Here is a 20,115-nt window from a genome sequence, read left to right on the forward strand (position 1 = left end):
AATAAGATGAGTTGAACTTAAATACATATATTAAAATTGCTTGCGTAAACTTCTGTTAAATTTTAAATATTCGTCTGAAGCGGTGAAAATTCCCTCTCTTTTCTCACATCTTCACTTTTTTTGTAATATTCCAGCGCATCATCCACATCAAAGAAATAGGTATCTTTACCCATAAGTTCCACAACGCCACTTTTCTTCAGTTTATCCCGGACAGGACCGATAGCACCGGCTATGTAAAAATGAACTTCGCTTTTATTCAGCTCCTGAATTAAATCAGTTAGCATATGAACACCGGTTGAGTCAATATTATTAATTGCAGATGCATCCAATATAACAAGCTCCAGCTCGCTCCTGTGGTTCTCTATTTTCTGATCAATGCTTTCTCTGAAATGTTCAACATTGGCAAAATATATTGGTGCATCAAATCTGAAAATTAATACCTCATCATTTACAGAAGCTTCATCGTATCGGTCAATATTTCTAAATGTTTTACTATCCCCCAACCGTCCTAACTCTGCACTGTGCGGTTTGGAGCTGCTGTAGATTACCAAAGCGAGTGAAATTAAAACCCCAATACCAATTCCCTCTTCAATTCCAAGAGTAAGCGTTGCTATAAATGTTACCAACAGCATTGTTAAATCTTTTTTATCTGTATTCCAAAGATTCAGCATCTCTTTGTAATCGAACAAACCGGCTACAGCCACCATAATGATGGCAGCCAAAACAGCATTGGGCAAATAATAGAACAGCGGGGTTAAAAACAGTACCGTTAACGCAATAATAACTGCACTGATAACCGCTGCAAGTGTAGTTGACGCACCGGATTGATCATTAACAGCAGTTCTTGAAAATCCGCCGGTAGTTGGGAATGACTGAAAAAACGAGCCCGCAATATTGGCCATGCCTAATCCCACAAGCTCTTGGTTCGCATCCACTTTATATTCATGTTTATTTGCTATCGCTTTTGCTACAGCGATGGACTCCATATAACTCACCAGGGAAATCACCAAAATAATTGGGACTAAAAGCTGTAAATCAGCAATATTCAAAAAATCTGCAGTAAAGGAGGGCAACCCTTCAGGAATTTCACCGACTATTTTAACACCGGTTTCAGCCAGGCCAAAAGCAAATGTAAGCAGGGTACCCGCAATGACAACAAACAGGGCTGATGGAAATGTTTTTTTCCAACGTCGTATTAATACAATAGCAGCTATTGAACCGATTCCAACAGCGGCAGTTATCAGATCTATCTCAGAAAATTGGCGGACAAATCCAACCAGAATTTCATGGATATAGTTTGTCCGGGGGAGATCTAAACCCAAAAGATTTTTGATCTGGCTTGCACCAATGATCAGGGCAGCGGCCGATGTAAATCCACTTAAAACAGGATGGGACAAAAAATTGACCAGGAACCCCATTCGGAAGACTCCCATCAAAAACTGAACGAGCCCTACTCCTAAAGCAGTCAGAATGGCGAGTTGTATAAAACGGGCACTTCCAACATCAGCTATCTCGCCTACACCGGCAATAACCAGTAAAGACACCATAGCCACCGGTCCCACTGCAAGCTGTCGTGAAGTACCAAACAAAGCATAGATCAAAAGTGGCACTATTGAGGCATAGAGACCATAAACGGGAGGCATTCCGGCGAGAATTGCATACGCCATTCCCTGTGGGATGAGCATAATTCCTACCGTGATCCCGGCATTCAAATCTCCTTTAAAATCTGAGCTGTCATAACCCCGAACGGTGTCCACAACCGGGAACATCGCTCCGATATATTTTATGATAGATTCCATAGTAGATTGGCGGCTGAGATGAACGTCATATCAGACTGCTTTTATAAAATTACGCCGTTTGCGGCTTACGATAGTTTTCGAACTTATCGTCGATGAGCACCACATCGTGTCCCTCTCTCTGTAACAGAGCAGCTGCCACAGCTGATCGTCCTCCCACCTGGCAGTGAACATAGATTTTTTTGCCCTTTGGAATTTCATTCAACTTTGTAAGCAGGCGGGTGTGCGCAATATTCATGGCTCCGTCAATATGTCCCTCTTGATATTCAGAAGCTTTTCGAACATCAAGAATTAATGAATTTGTTTCCGCCGTATCTAACCCGTCAAACGTTCTGACATCCACCTTTTCAAGTTTGCCTACACCTTGCTCTGAATACATCACCAGGTCTTTGGGAGTTACAAAACCTTCAATCTTGTCATATCCAATTCTGTAAAGATCTCGCACGGCTTCTGTAACCAAGTGCTCTTCAACAACCAGGTATATCTCCTCATCCTCCGTAATGTACGATCCCGCCACGGTGTTGAACTGTTTATTCAGCGGAGACAGAAGAGAACCCGATATAAAACCCAGGGCAAAATCTTCCCGGTTCCTGGTATCCAGCAGAACAGCATCTTCTTTTTGAGTAACATTTTGCAGCTCTTTTAGAGTGAGTCTCTTAGGCTGAGGTAATCCACCGGTGACAGCTGGTCCTAATTTGTTATCACGTTTCATACGTGCAAAGTAGAGCGGTGGCTCCGGCTGACCCTCAAGAATAAATTTTACAAAACTTTCTTCTGAAGATGCAGATTTCAGGGAGTTGTTGTATCGGAGCTCATAGCCAACTGTTGACTCCGGAATTGCTCCCAGCGCTTTTCCGCATGCACTGCCCGCACCATGCCCCGGCCAAACTTGCATATATTCCGGAACAGATTTAAACTCTTCAACTGATTTAAAAAGTGTACGTGCTGAGGGTTCCATCACATCTTTCTGTCCGGCAGCTGATTCAAGAAGATCCGGCCGGCCCACATCGCCAACAAATACAAAGTCGCCGGTAGCAATTCCCATTGGCTCGTCAGCAGCAGCTCCATCCGTTATATAATAACTCATATGTTCGGGAGTATGGCCGGGTGTATGCCACGCTTTAAAGGTGATATTTCCAATTTTAAATGTGTCACCATCATTAAGCAGCTCGTAGTCGTATTTACTGTTTATGAGCCATTCATACTTCCAGTCCTTATCTCCTTCATCCGATGCATAAACTTTTACACCTCTTTCGGCAAACTCACGCAAACCAGAAATATAATCGGCGTGAATGTGTGTATCTGCTGCAGCAACAATTGATAGATTTTCATCTGCGGCTGCATCGATATATTGATCAATATCTCTCATGGGATCTATAATTAAAGCCGTGCCATTGGCCTGACAACCTATTAAATATGAATATTGTGCCAGTTTATTGTCAAAGAATTGCTTGAAATACATAGTGGTTTCTCCTTTCTATATTAATTTTTTGAATCTCATTAATGTGGCAGTTTATGCCGAACCGCTCCGTACAGCCAGGTTCCAAATATGGCCGTAATTATGGGTATTATCATGATTGTTAAGCCCGTGCCTAACAGTGCGAATATCGGCCCGGGGCATGCTCCCAACAACGCCCATCCAAGGCCAAACATGGCTCCCCCTATAATATATCTCTTCCATTGGGATCTGTCTTTTGGCGGAATTGAAATTGGGTTCCCTTCAATATCGGGAATATTTAATCTTTTTATGATCTGGATTGAGATAATCCCCACAATAATGGCAGATCCAATTATTCCGAACATGTGAAAATCCTGAAAACGGAACATCTCCTGAATTCTAAACCAGGATACTACTTCCGATTTTACGAGAATAAAACCGAAGTACATACCACCTAACAGATATCGCAGATTTCTAAACATTGTATGATACCTCTATGAAATAATGAACGGTAAAATAAAGTGAGTCATAATCAACCCGCCTGCAAAGAATGAGATTGTTGCAATCACACTTGCTATCTGGAGATCAGAAATTCCGGTGATAGCATGACCTGACGTACATCCACCACCATAGCGTGTACCAAAGCCTACCAGGAACCCACCGAGTGCTAATACCATAATACCTTCAAATGTGCCAAGATTGGCCCAGCTAAAGAGGTCGGCCGGCACTAAGCCTTCAAAAGAAGTTACACCCAGAGCTTGCAAATCAGCTACTGTTTGCGAGGAAATAGCAACCGGATCGGGATTTGCCCAGACATATCCTGCTAAAAATCCACCCAGGATAATTCCAATCAGAAATATCAAATTCCAGGTACCCTCCTTTTTCCAATCGTAATGAAAGAAATCAACATCACCCGGGAAACAAGCCGCACAAACGTGCCGGAAATTTGAGGAGAGTCCAAACTTCTTGCCACCCATAATCAAAAGCCCCGGCACCGTGAGCCCAATCAACGGACCGGCTATGTACCACGGCCACGGTTCAGTTAGAAAATCCATGTTTATTCAGTTTTGGTTGAAATTATTTCAACCAAAGATAAGAGAATTGTATATACTTGTCAATACAAGTATATCATATTTCTTCTATTACTCTTATTCACTTCTAAAAAAGAAGAAAGCCACCTTTTTACTCAAATTCGCAGATATACTGATCTCAACAGTTCTTATTTATACTACATGTTAATACAAGTATTGATGTTTAACTAATATTTGATTACGTTGAGAAAAAGAGAAGTAGTTTATGATGCTAAAAAAAGGAATTCCGCGACACTCACAAATATCTCAGTGGCTTCGAAGTCAAATTGAGAAGGGTGTTTACGAAACTGATGAAAAACTTCCATCGGAAAATGAACTGGCAAAGAAGTTTGATGTCAGCCGCGTAACAATCCGCAGGGCTCTTCAATCACTGGAGAGTGATTCAATAATTTATCGCTGCCAGGGACTTGGCTCTTTTGTAAGCGATGAACGTGCAACTCATGACCTGGTAAAACTTACCGACTTTAATGAAGATATGGCCAAAGCCGGCCTGGAACCGTCATCTGTTGTACAAATGTTTAAAACTGTAGATACACCTGATTGGCTGCCGCCACTTTTACATATAGATGAAGGAAGCAAAGTGCTGCAGATAGATCGGTTGCGGCTTGGAGACGGAGAACCAATCGCTTTTGACAGCACCTGGCTGCCCATATTATATGGACAACTGCTGAATGAGTCTGATCTTACAGATTCCACAATTTACAGGTTACTGGAGGAGAATTACGATATCCCGGTTATTCGCGGGTGCTACAAACTTTCTGCCGAAGTTGCCAGTCAGCATTTGGCAACAGTTCTAAAAGTAGATGAACATTCTCCGCTTTTTGTTATTGACCGCCTCTCTTACACAATTGGCGATAAACCTCTCTATTATCAAAAACGTTATTACAGAAATGATAAGGTTGTTTATGAAATGACATTGGAGCGTACCCCCGGCGAAGAGAGTGTGGGTATGCCTTTAAAAGAATTTGTACCGGTCTTTAATTCAGACAATAAATAATCAATCAACATAAAACACTTTAAATGATTCAAGACAAACCAACATGGTTAAAATTGGTAATTGTGTGTATCACGTGCATAATCATCATTTCAATTATTGGTTTGTTGATTCAACAATTCACATAACTACAAAATGGAGTTTATTATGAAAAAGAACATGGGAACCATCGACAGATCAATCCGAACATTAATTGCCGTTATCGTTGGAATACTTTACTTCGCGGGACAGATATCCGGCACAACGGCGATCATTTTGGGTGTACTGGCTATTGTATTTCTGCTGACCAGCTTCATAGGTACTTGTCCACTTTACCTGCCATTTGGTTTATCCACAAACAAAGATGCCACGTAGTATTATTCTGCTTAATTGAAGTAACTCAAAGTATTAAATCGCTGCGAGGTTGTTGTAGGTTGAATATAAATCAAACTGCAGAAATTGCTCTACGGTTAAGAATACGGTATCTTTAAAATCTAAAATTTTTAACAGATACTAATCTATATGACTTACCTATATACCTTTTTTATGATGTCACCTCCCGGCGGGGAAGGCGGAGGCGGAGCTATGATCAACCTGCTTTTCCTGGGAGCTATTTTCTTTGTTTTTTACTTCTTTATCATTCGTCCGCAAACCAAGCGCCAAAAAGAGATTCAAAAGAAAGTGAGTGAAATGAAAAAGGGAGATAAAGTGGTAACCGGCGGCGGCATGCTTGGAAATGTGAATTCTATTGATGAAGATACTGTTCTTTTAGAGATTGATAGTGGTGTGAAGGCACGATTTCAAAAAAGCTCTATTACAGACGTAAACCCCAATAAAGACAAATAAACGCTGATCACTTTTGATTTGTCAATAATCTAATTTACGGAAGGTTCCCAATTTTATGTCCGAGTTTACCTTTCATACAATACCAGAAGCAATAGAGGATATCCGTGACGGGAAAATGCTCATTGTGGTAGATGATGAAGATCGCGAAAATGAGGGCGATTTTCTGATGGCTGCGGACAAAGCAACACCTGATGCCGTAAATTTAATGGCCAAATATGGGCGTGGATTGATCTGTGTGCCTATCACTCAGGAGAAAGCCTACGAGCTGGATCTGGATTTTATGGTAACGGAAGGGGCCGATCCCGATGAAGCAGCATTTACCATTTCAGTGGATCATAAGCAGAAAACGACTACGGGAATTTCTGCACCTGACAGAGCGAATACCATTCTTGAGCTTATCAACCCGGAAGCAGATCCTGAAGACTTCCGGAGGCCCGGACACATTTTCCCTCTTGTTGCTGCAAATGGCGGTGTTTTAAGGCGCGCCGGACATACCGAGGCTGCCATTGATCTTGCACGTCTTGCAGGGCTCCAGCCAGCTGGTATTATTTGTGAAATTATGAAGGACGACGGAGAGATGGCACGTCTTCCCAACCTTATGGAGATGGCCGAAAGATTTGATTTGAAGATCATCACCATCAAGGATTTAATTGCCTACCGGATGGAGCATGAATCCCTGGTTAAGGAGGATCTAAATATAGATATGCCAACTATTTATGGCGATTTTGACCTGCATGTTTTTTCTGAAACACTGACCAATGATCATCACCTGGCTTTTGTAAAAGGAAGCTGGGATCCCTCTGAAGCTGTACTTGTACGTGTTCATTCATCTACTCCCCTGGCTGATATTTTCGGCAGTAAACGAAGTGATAAAACCGAGCTGCTCCATCAAGCCATGAAAATGGTTGAGCGCGCCGGTAAGGGGGTTGTGTTATACATGGATCAGATGAACAGAGATTATGGCATTATTGAACAAATTAAAGCTCTAAAACTGCAGGAAGACGGGCTCAACAAGAAACAGATACAGAAGAAACTTGGAATTCGGATGGACTACCGGGATTATGGCGTTGGCGCACAGATTCTGCATTCACTCGGTGTTCGAAAACTGCGGCTGCTTACCAATAATCCTGTAAAAAGAGTAGGCTTGAAAAGTTTTGGCCTTGAGATGGTTGAGGAAGTTTCGATACCTACTGATCATGATCCGGACGAATCAAACGAAAAATTAGACAAGCCACAAACGAAAGAGGGGTTCCTGAAAAAGCTGATGTTAGAGTGACGGTGAGTTACTGCCTGGTTCCCCACCAATCTTCTTCTCCTCATTTGGATTTACCCCAATAAACTCCTCCTCAGATCGGTAATATATCTTCTCCTCTTGATTCTCTTCTGAACTATCGGCCTCATCTTCAACCGGCATTATTTTTTTGTGGAACAGAAGCAGAATAATAATCGAAGTGCTAATAGCAATATCCGCCACATTGAAGATGTAGGGAAATACAGGTGTTTCACCTATCTCAAGATTGAAATGAATAAAATCAACAACATGCCCATCCAGAACACCTCCGTATCCGCCGATAATCCCCATAAAAATCCGGTCCATAATATTGCCAAGTGCACCGCCCAGGATCAATCCCATACAAACCAGGTAAGCGTACGTAGCCTGACCTAAATTAAAAAGCACATAAACCAGAATTCCAATCGTGGCAAGAATTGCAATGGAACTGATTACCGGCGTAGAAAGCCAGTCCATACCGAGTGCCATTCCGGGGTTTTTGGTAAAATTAAATGCAAGCCATCCCTCAATAATATCCATATGCTGAAGATCCGGTGAGGTACGTACCAGGTATTTAGAAATCTGGTCGATTACCAAAACAAGGACAATCGGCGAAAAAAGAGTTATTAATTTTTTTCCTTTATCAGACAAACCACACTCAATTATCGTCTTTTCAGTTTTGCTTCGATACTTAACTGGGTATGTGGCACTGCTTCGAGGCGGCCTTTTGCAATTTTTTTACCGGTTACTTTGCAAACGCCATAGGTTTTGTTGTCAATTCGTTTTAGAGCATCATCCAAATAGCGAATAAACTTCTTGGTCCGATTAAACAGCATGTACGTTTTTTCCCTCTCCTGGGCGTCTGTACCTGCATCAGCCATATGAAAAGAGTATGCCGATTCATCAGAGGCGTTCTCCATACTTTCCCGAAGAAGGTTTTGCAAAGTGGTTAACTCATTCTCCGCTTCATCTCTTTTTTTTATAATAATCTCGCGGAAATACTCAAGTTCTTCATCACTATAGGGAGAAACTCTTTCTTCTTTTTCTGATTCTTTTGATGCTGCCATAACACTAAATATTAATGGTTAATTGTTCGGCGTATCGAAATTTCTGTTTCATTTCCCTCGATTTCCCAGGTTTTAATGAAATCTGATACATCCAATAAACTGGTGCTAATTTCTTCGGCCAAAATTTCTGATTTTATATTCTCCAACGAAGAGTCCACTGCCTTGGTTAATTGCTCGGATCCTGAAAAACCAACAACAATTCGGTCAGTTACTTCAAAATCGGCTTCCTTGCGCATGTTTTGAATTCTGTTGACGAATTCGCGCGACAGACCTTCCTGGATCAATTCAGGTGTTAGTTCGGTATCAACAGCAACTGTAATACCTTTTTCTGTTTCAACAGACCAGCCTTTCAAACCGGTTCGTTGAATTTCGAGCTCATCGGATGAAATTCGAACGGTCTCGTCATCATCCAGGGTTAACTCAATCACACCGTCTTCTTCAAACTTAGTGATTTCTTCGTTACCAAGATCATTTATTTTTGCCGCAACAGCTTTCATTTTACTTCCAAGCCGTTTTCCAAGAACCGGAAAGTTAGGTTTGGCGGACTTACTTACAATCCCGGACTCGTCTTTTACATATTCAATTTCCTTAACGTTTACTTCATCTAATATAATATCTTTTACCGACTCTACGACAGATTGTTCATCTTTATCAATTGGCAGAATAATTCTCGCCAACGGCTGCCGAACATTAACATCTATTTGATTTCTGATTCGAAGTACAACTGAACTGATAATCCTGGCCACATCCATTCGGCGTTCGAGTTGTTTATCAATTGCGGTTTCTTCAACCACGGGATAAAATGAGACGTGAACAGATTCTTCATCTTTCTTTGCTACTTCATTCAATCGCTGAAATAACCACTCTCCCATAAACGGTGCAATGGGCGATACAATTTTGGAAAGACTAAGCAGACATTCAAACAGTGTTTGATAGGCTGCTGTCTTATCAAGACTTTTACCCTCTTTCCAGAAGCGTCTGCGGTTTCGGCGGATGTACCAATTACTTAACTCCTCCACAAAATTCTCTACAGCACGGGCAGCTTTGGTTGGCTCATACTCTTCCAGGTATTCATCCACAAGTTTTACCGTGGAATTTAAACGAGATATGATCCATCGGTCCATCTCTGTTCGCTCTGCACTTGGAATAGAAGAACCAGAGTAGGTAAATCCGTCGATGTTTGCATACATCGCGAAGAAGGAGTAGGTGTTTACGATAGTATTAAAGAATTTTCGCTGAACTTCACTCAAACCCTCTTCACTAAACTTCAGGTTTTCCCAGGGGGATGAGTTACTCATCATATACCAGCGAACCGTATCGGCCCCAAATTTTTGAATCACCTCGGTTGGGTCCACACTGTTTCCTTTCGACTTGCTCATTTTTTCGCCGTTCTCATCGAGAACCAAGCCGTTGGAAACAACATTCTTATATGCCGGCTTATCAAACAGCATGGTCCCTAAAGCATGCAATGTATAGAACCAACCGCGGGTTTGATCAACCCCCTCGGCAATAAAATCAGCTGGAAAATTTTCCTTGAATTTTTTCTTGTCTTCAAATGGATAGTGCCACTGCGCCCACGGCATGGAACCGGAATCAAACCAAACATCAAGCAGATCCGGTATGCGCCTCATCGTACCTCCTTTCGGGCATTCCCATGTAAATTCATCAATATGCGGTCGGTGAAGGTCAATCTCCTCATTCTCGTCAATTCCGGCTTTCTTGCGCAACTCCTCAATACTGCCAATACACTCCACATACTCGGGATCTTTGTCGCTCACCCAAATTGGAATGGGTGTACCCCAGTATCGCTGACGAGAAACCGCCCAGTCTACATTGTTCTCCAGCCATGTTCCGAAACGGCCGGTACCGGTACTTTCCGGCTTCCAGTTAATCTCTTTATTGAATTTGACCATCTTGTCTTTAATATCGGTCGTTCGGATAAACCAGGATTCCACCGGGTACGACATCAGCGGGGTTCCTTTACGCCAGTCGAATGGATAGTTGTGCAGATATGTCTCGTGCCAGTACATCTTGTTTTTTTCCTTAATAGCACGGTTAATCTCTTTATCGGCATCTTTAAACCACTGGCCTTCAAAATCCGGTACCTCTTCTGAAAAACGTCCACTTTCGTTGATAGGATTAAAGAGTGGTATTTCGAATTTTTTACAGATTTCATAGTCATCTGCACCAAATGCAGGTGCAATATGAACCACTCCCGTTCCCTCTTCGGTTGTTACAAAATCAGCTTCAAGAACACGCCAGGCTTCCTCTTTTTCAATCTCATCAAGTGCATAATCAAAAATCGGGTTATATATCCACCCAATCAGTTCCGAACCTTTATAGGTATCAACAATTTCGTAATCATGTTTGATCGCATCATCAAGACAGTCTTTGGCCAGTATATAATATTCTGTCTGATCATCTTCCGTTACCCGAATTTTTACATATTCAAGGTTTGGATTAACAGCGAGTGCCATGTTAGAAATAATGGTCCACGGTGTCGTTGTCCAGGCGAGGAAATACACATTTTCATCAGCTTCAAGCGGAAATTTTACATAGATCGACGGATCCTGGGTTTCCTCATATCCCAAACTAACTTCATGAGAGGAAAGTACAGTTTCGCTGCCCGGTGAGTACCACTGAATTTTATATCCTTTATAAACAAGGCCTTTATCATAAAGCTGCTTAAAAGCCCACCAAACAGATTCAATATAGTCGTTTTCAAATGTTACGTATGGATCGTCCAGATCCACCCAATAACCAATTCGGGCCGTAAGATCATCCCAAAGGTCTTTGTATTTAAGAACGCTCTCCCGGCACCTGGCATTATATTTTGCCATTCCGTACTCTTCTACCTGGGAACGTCCTTCAAGCCCAAGTTCTTTCTCAACTTCTATTTCAACCGGCAGTCCGTGAGTATCCCAGCCGCCTTTACGTTCAACCCGAAATCCTTTTAGGGTTTTGTAACGGCAAAACAGATCTTTTACGGTACGTGCCATCACATGATGAATGCCCGGTTTGCCGTTTGCGGTTGGAGGACCTTCAAAAAAAGTAAATGGAATCCCGTCATCCCGGGTATCCAAACTTTTTTTAAAAATTTGATGCTCTTTCCACCAATTTAAGATTTCAACTTCTGCCTTTGGATAGGCAAGCTGTTTAACTTCGCTGAATTTTTTAGCCATTTTGAACTTTATCGTTCACATTCTAAAAATTTGATGTAAGCCTACAATATACGAAAAGCTATACAATCAAAATACTTTGCTATATGTCGATTTTTTGGTCTGAGCTTTTGAGGCATTGAAGATAGAGTCATTCGCAAAGAAAATCAGATTAAATTTTCTTGAGATGAAAACGTTACTGCATCGAATCAATGTTGATTCAAAGCACAGTTTGGTTGTTAAACATGCATCATCTGTTGTATTTTAAATCACAATTCAGAAGGATAAAACTGAGAAAATGAATCAAAAAATTACAAAGGAAAACCCATTTAAAATCTGTTTTGTATGCTTAGGCAATATTTGCCGAAGCCCAACCGCTGAGGGTGTATTCCAGCACCTTGTGAATGAACGAGGCTTAGAACCCTATTTCTTTGTGGATTCCGCCGGAACATCCGCATATCATATTGGTGAACCGGCAAACAGCAAAAGCCAATGGGTGGCAAACCAAGAAGGGATAAAGTTACACTCAAAAGCCCGCAGATTTAAAGAAACTGACATTGAAGAGTTTGATCTCATCCTGGCGATGGATCATGAAAATCTAAGAAATATTCAGTCCCTGAATGGTAATCCAAGCCATTCAGACAAGATCAAATTACTTCGGGAGTTTGATCCCCAGCCGGAAGACAAAGCCGTACCCGATCCCTATTATGGAGGAATGAACGGATTTCAAAATGTTTTTGATGTGGTTAAACGCAGTAGCGAGGCTTTGTTGGATGAGCTTGAGAATTCCATAGTTGATGACTGACATTTTTTAATACCGAATACGCAATTCAAAAAAGGATGATGTCGTAAAAATATATTTATACGCCAACATCCAACCCTTGAAATCAATTATGTCAAATAATGATCATAATAGGCAACCTGGCCAAACGGTATATTTTCATCATTGGGACTCAGACTTTTGTGAAACCATAGCCGCGTATCATCCGGTTTTTGATTTAGCAATGCATTAACCAACGCGACATTTTGAAATACCCCTCCGCTAAATGCCAGATCTTTTACACCTGCTTGCCGGCTTATCTGAAAAACCAATTTCCCCAGTGAGTTAAAAAAGCCCCCGGCAATGTATTCGATGTTCCTGCCCTGCCGGATATCGTCCAGGATACCGATATAGGCCGGCTTCCAGTTTATAATATCATCGCAAATCTCAAATTTATAATCACCGAAATCGAGCCCCTGACTGTTTCTCGCTCTGCTTTCAAGTTTTATAGCTGCTTCTGCCTCATAACTGTTATATGAACTGATTCCCAAAATAGCTGCAACCGCATCGATCAATCTGCCCATCGATGAAGTTTTAAGTTTTGCCGGAACTGAAAGCAGTTTTTGATAATAATCCCACTCTTTTTCATTGAATTGAGCTCGTAATATCGGCTCAGCTTCGGGAATTTCAGCAAAAACCGAAATGGCAGACAACCGAGGCTCCAGGCTCATTTTATCTCCGGCTAAAACCGGAAAGTAATCCATATGCAGCTTTCTTTTGATCCCACCCTGATCCTTTTTAAAGATTTCACCTCCCCAAATCTGCCCATCATCTCCATATCCGGTCCCATCCCAGATAAATCCGAGAACTTCTTTGTCCGTTTTCAGAAGACCATTTTCTGAGAGGACGGCTGCAAAATGAGCTTTATGATGCTGAATCGTATGCAATTTCACATCTGCTTTTTCAGCAACTTTCTCCGCCAAGGCTCTGCTATGATATGCGGGATGACTATCTGCAAGAACAACCTCAGGTTCAAATGAGTAGAGTGATTGAACATGCTTCAATGTAGCTTGATAAGCAAGTTGTGAATCGTATGACCCTTGATCTCCCAGATATTGGCTGACAATCAATTTTTCACGGTCAGCAATTGCAAAAGCACCTTTCAGATCTGCCCCTGTCGCAAGTACCCGTTTATCCATTTTTCTGAATGGATGCGGAGTGTAATTCGGTGACAACCCACGGCTCCTTCTCAAAATAATCCTTTCGCCATTTTTGGCTAACTGTACAACACTATCGTCTTGGGGTGTCACGATCTCTCTGTCAAATGTCAGAATATAATCGGCAATGGATCCTAAATGATCCAATGCCTGTTGATCATCATAAATAATGGGAGACCCGCTCAGATTTGCACTTGTCGCAATCAGCGGGCGGTTCACACCCGAAAGTATCAGCTCAAAAAGCGGGCTGTAGGGAAGTAAAATCCCGATTGTTTGGAGTCCCGGTGCCACAGCCTCACAGCATAGCCCTGAAGCCGGCTCTGCTTTTCGCAATGCCAGCAAAACCGGTGCATCTGCACTGTTCAGCGCTTTCTCTTCATTTGGGCCTATCCACGCATCATTCTTCACGGATTTCAGATTCGGATACATCACCGCAAATGGCTTTGAAGGTCTTTTTTTCCTGATCCGCAACGTTTGTACACTCTTTTCACGGGTAGCATCTGCCAGCAGCAAATACCCTCCGATTCCTTTTACTGCCCATATCTGACCCTCATTTAATGATTGTGTACAAAACTGTATGACTCTTTCCGGATCACGTTCCACAACCTTCTTCTGTGAATCGTAAAGAGTTATCGGAATAGAACAGGCCGGACATGAATTGGTTTGGCTGTGCTGTCGAATAGCTCCCGGTTCTTCGTATTCCGCTTGGCAATCCCGGCACATCTCAAGTTCCGCCATCGTGGTATGAGGGCGATCGTATGGCAGTTTTCGAATGATTGAATATCTGGGGCCGCAATTCAGGCAGGTTGTAAAAGCATATCTGTACCGCCGGTTTGTTTTTTCTTTCATTTCATCCCGGCAGCGATCGCAGAGCGCAATATCGGGCGGAAGAAGCGCCCCGGTTTTTTTACCGGTTGAACTCTCCTCAATTTGAAAATCTTCGTATTGTTGATCCGCTATTTTGCGAATAGTACGGCTGGTAATCAGTGATTGGGGCGGTGCATGCTCAGCCAAATAATCATAATAAGATCGTACCGATTCCTCATCCGCAGTAATAACGATCTCAAGCCCTTTTCCACTGTTTTTAACCCGGCCTTTCAGCCCTCTTGACCGCGCCGAGTCCAGCACGAACGGCCGAAAACCAACCCCTTGAACAACTCCTTTAAAATGTAGGTGATAGGTTGGCATAAGGTTTCGGTTGTATCATCCGTTTCTCAACTCGGCAGAGCGCTCCCTGAGCCAGTCGTACCAGGAATCGAGACCATCACCGGTAGTGCAGCTTACCTGGAAAAAGATCAGGTTCGGATTGATTTTTTTTGCGTTTTCAATCAGTTTGTCGCAATCAAACGGGACATAGGGAAGCAGATCCATTTTGTTAATGATACAAACTCCTGACGTGTGGAACATATCGGGATACTTGAGTGGTTTATCGTCTCCCTCGGTTACGCTGATAATCACAACACGTTCATTTTCGCCCAAATCAAACATTGAGGGACATACCAGGTTTCCTACATTTTCGATAAACAGCAGGCTATTCTCTGCCGGCTTCAACTCCTGGATTGCATGCAGCACCATATGTGCATCCAGGTGGCAACCTTTTCCTGTGTTGATTTGAACCGCTTTTGACCCGGTCATTTCAATTCGATCCGCATCCATGGATGTTTGCTGATCTCCCTCTATCACTCCAAACGAGAGTTCTCCTTTCAGGTCTGTGAGCGTGCGCTCCAGTAACATTGTTTTTCCTGAACCGGGTGAACTCACCAAATTGATGGCCAGGATACCTTTCGCATCTATATAACCTCGGTTTCTGGCAGCCAATAGTGCATTTTCGTGCAAAATATCTTTTTCGAGATGGATCATTCTGCTCCCGGTGTTCTGTTGGCCCATCTCGTTATTGGTGTGTGAGTGTGAATGATCGTGACCCTCTCGCGACTCATGAGCATGGTGATGGTGACCGTGTGCTGTTTCATGAGCATGCTGATGAGCGTGTGCATGCATATGCCCTTTGTTACTCCCGTGGGAATGGTCGTGATTCTCAGTTACAATGTGGGCACTGTCGGTGCCGCATCCGCATGTTATACACATAATTTTACCTCTACTTTTCAGATTTTAATCTCTCTTCAATCCGTATCGTTTTGATGTTCATCTCCTTTCCTTCTATAATTTCGGAGAAATAACATCCACATTCCGGACAAGAGTCATAAAGTGCATTCATTTCAAAGAGTGTATTGCACTCGCTACACCTACCCATGCCCTGAATGTAGTTTATTTTCAACTCTGCCCTTTCAAGCACACTGTCTCGAATTCCATGTTTCCAGGCAAACTCAAATGCCGCCGGTTCGATTGTACTCAGTTTGCCGATATCCAGCTCAACGGCAGAAACCGATTCTGCGTCAGCTTTGAACACTTCTTTTTCCACTATCTCGACAATATTAAGTACGATCGAAAGTTCATGCACGTGCTTTAGCCCTCTTTTTCATTCTAAATATCAGCCATGTACAGCTGGTTGCAATCAAGAATACAACAGTGCCCAATATGATTGCATGCATCGGTTCAGTTAGATAGTGCAGCAATGAGTGTCCGGCAGTTTCTCCATGACCCGAATGTGCAAACAGTGATGCCTGATTTACGATGATTATCAGTATGGCTGTCAAAAATATTTTACGAAAGTAGTTCATGATTTAATTTTTTTGTGTTGATATATCAATGGTTGGTCTTTATCGGTTTCATCGAGCAACTCCTCAAGGACCTGCGAATCGTGGACGGACGCATCGCTGACGCTATAGGCCCCAATGAGTTTGTATTTGTTATCGACTTTCAGGTGGTCCTTATACCCATAATAGGAGACCCCATTTTTCTTTGTCCAGCGCGCATCGGTATCTTTCTGGCGTTTCTTGTTGGGGGTCTCTTCCCATTCGCAAGGGGGCTGACCGGCTTTAATCGCCTTGTTTTCCTCGCGTGTGTTTCGCTGACGGGGGACTTCTACAAAACTGGCATCCATGAGTTGCCCCTGATGGGCAATCAAGCCATGGCTGGCTAACAACCCGGCGAACACCTCAAAGAGTTCCTTCTCCAAACCAGAACTGGTGAGCCGCTCCCGGAAATCCCAAATCGTTTTCTCGTCAGGAACCTTATCATCAAGGCTCAACTCTAAAAACCGGCAAAAGCTCAGCCGATCCAGGATTTGATATTCGGTTTGCTGGTCACTGAGGTTATAATAGCGCTGGAGGATCAAAATTTTAAACTATCATAATTTAGTCAAAACAGTTCTTCTGTTTCGATTTCTTTAATTTGAGCTTGTTTATATAGTTCGGACGACCGAAATAAATCCAGTGCTCTTTGTAAGTGATTTGACGCTTTGTCGCTCAACGGTTCACCAAGTTCCCATCTGTACCCTTTAATAGGCAACACATAGGCCTCCGGCGTTTTCCGATAAAGCGTCTCACACAGATAAAGTACCGCTTCCGGGCTCTGCAGATGAGATGAAAAGTAGTAGGAACGTGCAGGCTCACATTTTTTTAATGCATAACCTTTCGGAATCAGTTCTTCCGTCGCATCCACAAAAAGCACCCTTTCATATTTACTAATTATGTCGGCATCTTCTACTTGCAGCTGATAGCGATACTCCAGGTCAAATCTGCCGGGATCTTTTCCCTCAATATCATTCAAAAAAAGCCATCCCAATGCGTCATCTCCGCGCGAACCATTTCCGATACCGATCAATAACGTACGCATGATTTAATTTTTAGTTTTTTCTCCGATCAATGTGCCTTCATGATCGTACAGTTCCGCTTTCAGTGGCATTTTTCCCATCGCTTGGGTTGCACAGCTAAGGCAGGGATCGTAAGCCCTGATGGCCACCTCCACCTGGTTCAGCATCCCTTCCGTTATAGTTTTCTCGCGGCTTATAACATTGTTTGCAACCCATTTTACCGCTTCATTCATGGCATCATTGTTATGAGTCGTCGAAACGATCAAATTACACCGCACAATCATCCCTTTGTCATCCACTTCATAATGATGTGTAAGCGTGCCCCGGGGTGCTTCAATGATTCCTATTCCAACATTGCGTTCGTTCCCCTCACGAACCAGATCATTTTCATCCAGAATATCCGGATCCAACAGCAGTTCTTTCATCAATTCTGCACAGTGAAGTGTTTCAATCAACCGGGCCCAGTGAGAATACATCGTGCTGTTGTTCACGCTTGATCCTGTAAATTCGAAATATTCACGGCGTGCTTTTTCGGCCAGTGGTGTAGATATGTAATCACAGATATTCATTCTGGCAAGAGGCCCGACACGATTCCAGCCTTTCTTTCTGCCTACACTTTTCAAATATGGAAACTTCATATACGACCATTTGGCAACGGCTTCCGAAAAATATTCCAGGTAATCATCCGGTTCCACATCCGGCAGAGTGATATTTCCCTCAGAATCGATTGCTCGCAATTTACCGTCGTATAGTTCCAGTGCGCCGTCCGTTCTCACAGTGCCCAGGTGTCCGGATGGAAAAGCTGCAAAAGTGTCCAGAAATACCCGGTTTTTGGTGTGATAATCCTTCATAAAATCAACCATCTCCTGTGACCACTTGATCATGGTGTCGATGTCCGGAAACTCCTTGCCATTTAAAAAAGTATCCCGTTCTTCCGCTTTAAGTGATTTATAGACCCCACCCGGGACCGCCAGTGTTCCATGAATTTTTTTTCCGGCAAGTGCTTTAATAAGTTCCTGGCCAAACTTTCGCATTGTAATTCCTTTCACTGCCAATTCCCTGTTTTCAACAGCCACGCCCACAACATTTCTTTTCTCAGGCGGTGCATCTACGCCAAAAAGCAAATCCGGCGAGGCAAGATAGAAGAAATGAAGTGCATGAGACTGGAAGATTTGAGCGTAATGCAGTAATCTTCTCAATTTTGTCGCTCCCGTTGAAAGATCTTTTGGGTCGATTCCCACAATTTGATCAATCGCCTTCGCTGCGGCCAGATGATGGCTCACAGGACAAATGCCACACAATCGTTGAACAAGATTTGGAGCCTGCCAATATGGATGACCCTGAATAAACCGTTCGAATCCACGAAATTCGACAATATGAAAATAGGTTTCATCAACATTACCCTCGTCATCGAGGTGAATAGTTACGCGTCCGTGGCCCTCTACTCTGGTAACCGGATCAATGGTGATTGTTTTGCTCATAATAGCTCCATTGGTTTAATCATACTTGAATTCTGAATAGAGTATGGAATAGTTCTCATTCCATAACAGGTTTTTCACGGCTTTCCAGATGTGTTGTGCATCCGGCGGACATCCCGGAATGAAATAGTCAATTTTTACAACTTCCCGGCATTCATAAATTCTGTCCAGCATTTTGGGCAGGTGTTTGTGGTAGGGTATCGTTGTATTTCCCTGCTCATTTGTTACGCAATTCAGAAAAGCCTCTTCCAGGCACTCTCCCAGTGGAATGGTATTACGCAGGGATGGCAGCCCACCCCAAATAGCGCATTCTCCCACAGCTACCAGCAGATCACATTGTTCCCGGAAAGTTCTCAGGGTTTCAACATTCTCTTCGTTACAAACCGAGCCTTCAATAATTCCTACATCACAGCGCTGAGTAAATTTTTTGAAATCTGTCAGAGGTGATTTGTCAAAGGTAATCAGTTCAACGAGATCGAGTATTTCTGTATCCACATCCAGCATTGACATATGGCACCCAAAACATCCGGCCAGTGATACAGTGGCAACTCTCTTTTTCTCAACATTACTGAGATCGATGTTGTTATCAGATTTTACGGGCTTTACGTAGTCCGGCCTGATCGAATCTTCATCAAATTTACGTTCACCAAAAGGTTTACCAACGCTTTCTCCACGTACAATAATTGCGCCGGTCGGGCAGATGTTCATTGCCTGTATCGCCTGATCCCGGGTCAGTTTTTTCTCCTCTTCGTAATCAACTCCTACATGTGTTTCATTGCCGCGATTTTGATAGCTGAATACCTTTTTCCCATCGTCATTCTCTACTTCAACCACGCATCGCAAACATTTGATACAGCGATTGTGCTCCATCACCATCCGTTTAGCACCGTAATCGATCAACCGGTTTTTAAACAGGTGGGGAAAGCGGCTGATGGCTATACCTAATTCATACCCCATATGCTGGAGATCACAATTTCCACTCTTTTCACAGGATGGGCATATGTGGTTGCCCTCTGCAAACATCATCTCAACGATGCCTTTTCGCATATCTTTCAGTTCTGCACTGTTCACCTCCACAGCCAACCCCTCTCTCACTTTTTCAGTACATGCGGGAGTAAATTTTCCGTTTATTTTGCAAGTGCATGTCCGGCACGTTCCCAGCGGTGGATCTATATTCTCAAAATAACAGAGTGATGGGATAAAGAATCCATTTTCAGTTGCAACATCTACCAGGTTTCTTCCTTCATCAGCAAGGATATTTCTGCCATCAATCGTAATATTTACATGTTTACCCATAGCAGGTTCTCTC

20 protein-coding genes are annotated in these 20,115 nt (G+C 42.8%); 5 read left to right on the forward strand and 15 right to left on the reverse strand.

All coding sequences use genetic code 11. The features are described 5' to 3' along the window. Positions 1–62: 62 nt before the first annotated feature. The 4 genes from U5K72_01195 to U5K72_01210 are packed head-to-tail and all read right to left on the reverse strand — an operon-like array spanning position 63 to position 4,289. Positions 63–1,799, reverse strand: a complete 1,737-nt coding sequence (locus U5K72_01195; protein ID MDZ7717416.1) for a solute carrier family 26 protein — start codon at positions 1,797–1,799, stop codon at positions 63–65. A gap of 49 nt (positions 1,800–1,848) precedes the next feature. Next, positions 1,849–3,258 (reverse strand): MBL fold metallo-hydrolase, encoded by a 1,410-nt coding sequence (locus tag U5K72_01200; protein ID MDZ7717417.1) that lies wholly within the window; start codon positions 3,256–3,258, stop codon positions 1,849–1,851. A 38-nt stretch (positions 3,259–3,296) separates the two neighbouring features. Beyond that, positions 3,297–3,716, reverse strand: a complete 420-nt coding sequence (locus U5K72_01205) for a DUF6691 family protein (protein ID MDZ7717418.1) — start codon at positions 3,714–3,716, stop codon at positions 3,297–3,299. Between the two features lie 12 nt (positions 3,717–3,728). Next, positions 3,729–4,289: a YeeE/YedE thiosulfate transporter family protein gene (locus tag U5K72_01210; protein ID MDZ7717419.1), complete on the reverse strand. Its 561-nt coding sequence runs from the start codon at positions 4,287–4,289 to the stop codon at positions 3,729–3,731. A 241-nt stretch (positions 4,290–4,530) separates the two neighbouring features. Between U5K72_01210 and U5K72_01215 the strand changes: the two genes are divergently transcribed. From U5K72_01215 to ribB, 4 genes are all read left to right on the forward strand, one after another. Then, positions 4,531–5,322 (forward strand): GntR family transcriptional regulator, encoded by a 792-nt coding sequence (locus U5K72_01215; GenBank protein MDZ7717420.1) that lies wholly within the window; start codon positions 4,531–4,533, stop codon positions 5,320–5,322. A 144-nt stretch (positions 5,323–5,466) separates the two neighbouring features. Beyond that, positions 5,467–5,673 (forward strand): DUF2892 domain-containing protein, encoded by a 207-nt coding sequence (locus U5K72_01220; GenBank protein ID MDZ7717421.1) that lies wholly within the window; start codon positions 5,467–5,469, stop codon positions 5,671–5,673. A gap of 147 nt (positions 5,674–5,820) precedes the next feature. Further along, positions 5,821–6,144, forward strand: a complete 324-nt coding sequence (gene yajC, locus U5K72_01225; protein MDZ7717422.1) for a preprotein translocase subunit YajC — start codon at positions 5,821–5,823, stop codon at positions 6,142–6,144. Positions 6,145–6,199: 55 nt separating this feature from the next. Then, positions 6,200–7,420, forward strand: a complete 1,221-nt coding sequence (gene ribB, locus U5K72_01230) for a 3,4-dihydroxy-2-butanone-4-phosphate synthase (protein ID MDZ7717423.1) — start codon at positions 6,200–6,202, stop codon at positions 7,418–7,420. Here ribB and U5K72_01235 read toward each other — a convergent pair. The 3 genes from U5K72_01235 to ileS are packed head-to-tail and all read right to left on the reverse strand — an operon-like array spanning position 7,412 to position 11,663. Continuing rightward, on the reverse strand, positions 7,412–8,065 hold the full coding sequence (locus U5K72_01235; GenBank protein MDZ7717424.1) for a signal peptidase II: 654 nt from the start codon (positions 8,063–8,065) through the stop codon (positions 7,412–7,414). The two genes, ribB and U5K72_01235, sit on opposite strands and share 9 nt — an antisense overlap. 11 nt (positions 8,066–8,076) lie before the next feature. Further along, the gene (locus U5K72_01240; GenBank protein ID MDZ7717425.1) at positions 8,077–8,481 is read right to left on the reverse strand and encodes a TraR/DksA C4-type zinc finger protein; all 405 of its coding nucleotides are present in this window, start codon (positions 8,479–8,481) and stop codon (positions 8,077–8,079) included. Positions 8,482–8,492: 11 nt separating this feature from the next. Further along, positions 8,493–11,663, reverse strand: a complete 3,171-nt coding sequence (ileS, locus tag U5K72_01245) for an isoleucine--tRNA ligase (GenBank protein MDZ7717426.1) — start codon at positions 11,661–11,663, stop codon at positions 8,493–8,495. Between the two features lie 274 nt (positions 11,664–11,937). Here ileS and U5K72_01250 point away from each other — a divergent pair, with 274 nt between their 5' ends. Continuing rightward, positions 11,938–12,444 (forward strand): low molecular weight protein-tyrosine-phosphatase, encoded by a 507-nt coding sequence (locus tag U5K72_01250; GenBank protein MDZ7717427.1) that lies wholly within the window; start codon positions 11,938–11,940, stop codon positions 12,442–12,444. 86 nt (positions 12,445–12,530) lie between these two features. Here the strand turns inward: U5K72_01250 and hypF are convergent, their stop codons facing one another. Genes hypF through U5K72_01290 form a run of 8 tightly spaced genes read right to left on the reverse strand, consistent with a single transcriptional unit; the run spans position 12,531 to position 20,102 of the window. Continuing rightward, complete coding sequence (gene hypF / locus U5K72_01255; GenBank protein ID MDZ7717428.1) at positions 12,531–14,804, reverse strand: carbamoyltransferase HypF; 2,274 nt, start codon at positions 14,802–14,804, stop codon at positions 12,531–12,533. A 15-nt stretch (positions 14,805–14,819) separates the two neighbouring features. Beyond that, positions 14,820–15,701 carry a hydrogenase nickel incorporation protein HypB gene (gene hypB, locus U5K72_01260; GenBank protein ID MDZ7717429.1) on the reverse strand — a complete coding sequence of 294 codons (882 nt, stop codon included), beginning with the start codon at positions 15,699–15,701 and terminating at the stop codon, positions 14,820–14,822. A 10-nt stretch (positions 15,702–15,711) separates the two neighbouring features. Further along, positions 15,712–16,074, reverse strand: a complete 363-nt coding sequence (locus tag U5K72_01265; GenBank protein MDZ7717430.1) for a hydrogenase maturation nickel metallochaperone HypA — start codon at positions 16,072–16,074, stop codon at positions 15,712–15,714. After that, positions 16,067–16,294, reverse strand: coding sequence for a hypothetical protein (locus U5K72_01270; protein ID MDZ7717431.1), 228 nt, complete (start codon positions 16,292–16,294; stop codon positions 16,067–16,069). The genes U5K72_01265 and U5K72_01270 overlap by 8 nt, the downstream gene beginning before the upstream one ends. Next, entirely contained in the window at positions 16,291–16,851 is a 561-nt protein-coding gene (locus tag U5K72_01275; GenBank protein MDZ7717432.1) for an IS5 family transposase, read from the reverse strand. The genes U5K72_01270 and U5K72_01275 overlap by 4 nt, the downstream gene beginning before the upstream one ends. Positions 16,852–16,874: 23 nt before the next feature. Continuing rightward, positions 16,875–17,351, reverse strand: a complete 477-nt coding sequence (locus tag U5K72_01280) for a hydrogenase maturation protease (GenBank protein ID MDZ7717433.1) — start codon at positions 17,349–17,351, stop codon at positions 16,875–16,877. Between the two features lie 3 nt (positions 17,352–17,354). Beyond that, positions 17,355–18,809 (reverse strand): Ni/Fe hydrogenase subunit alpha, encoded by a 1,455-nt coding sequence (locus U5K72_01285; GenBank protein ID MDZ7717434.1) that lies wholly within the window; start codon positions 18,807–18,809, stop codon positions 17,355–17,357. A 15-nt stretch (positions 18,810–18,824) separates the two neighbouring features. Beyond that, positions 18,825–20,102, reverse strand: a complete 1,278-nt coding sequence (locus U5K72_01290) for a 2Fe-2S iron-sulfur cluster-binding protein (protein MDZ7717435.1) — start codon at positions 20,100–20,102, stop codon at positions 18,825–18,827. Positions 20,103–20,115 lie beyond the last annotated feature (13 nt).

This window comes from Balneolaceae bacterium (genome assembly GCA_034521495.1).
In the GTDB taxonomy this organism is placed as follows: Bacteria; Bacteroidota; Rhodothermia; order Balneolales; family Balneolaceae; genus Rhodohalobacter.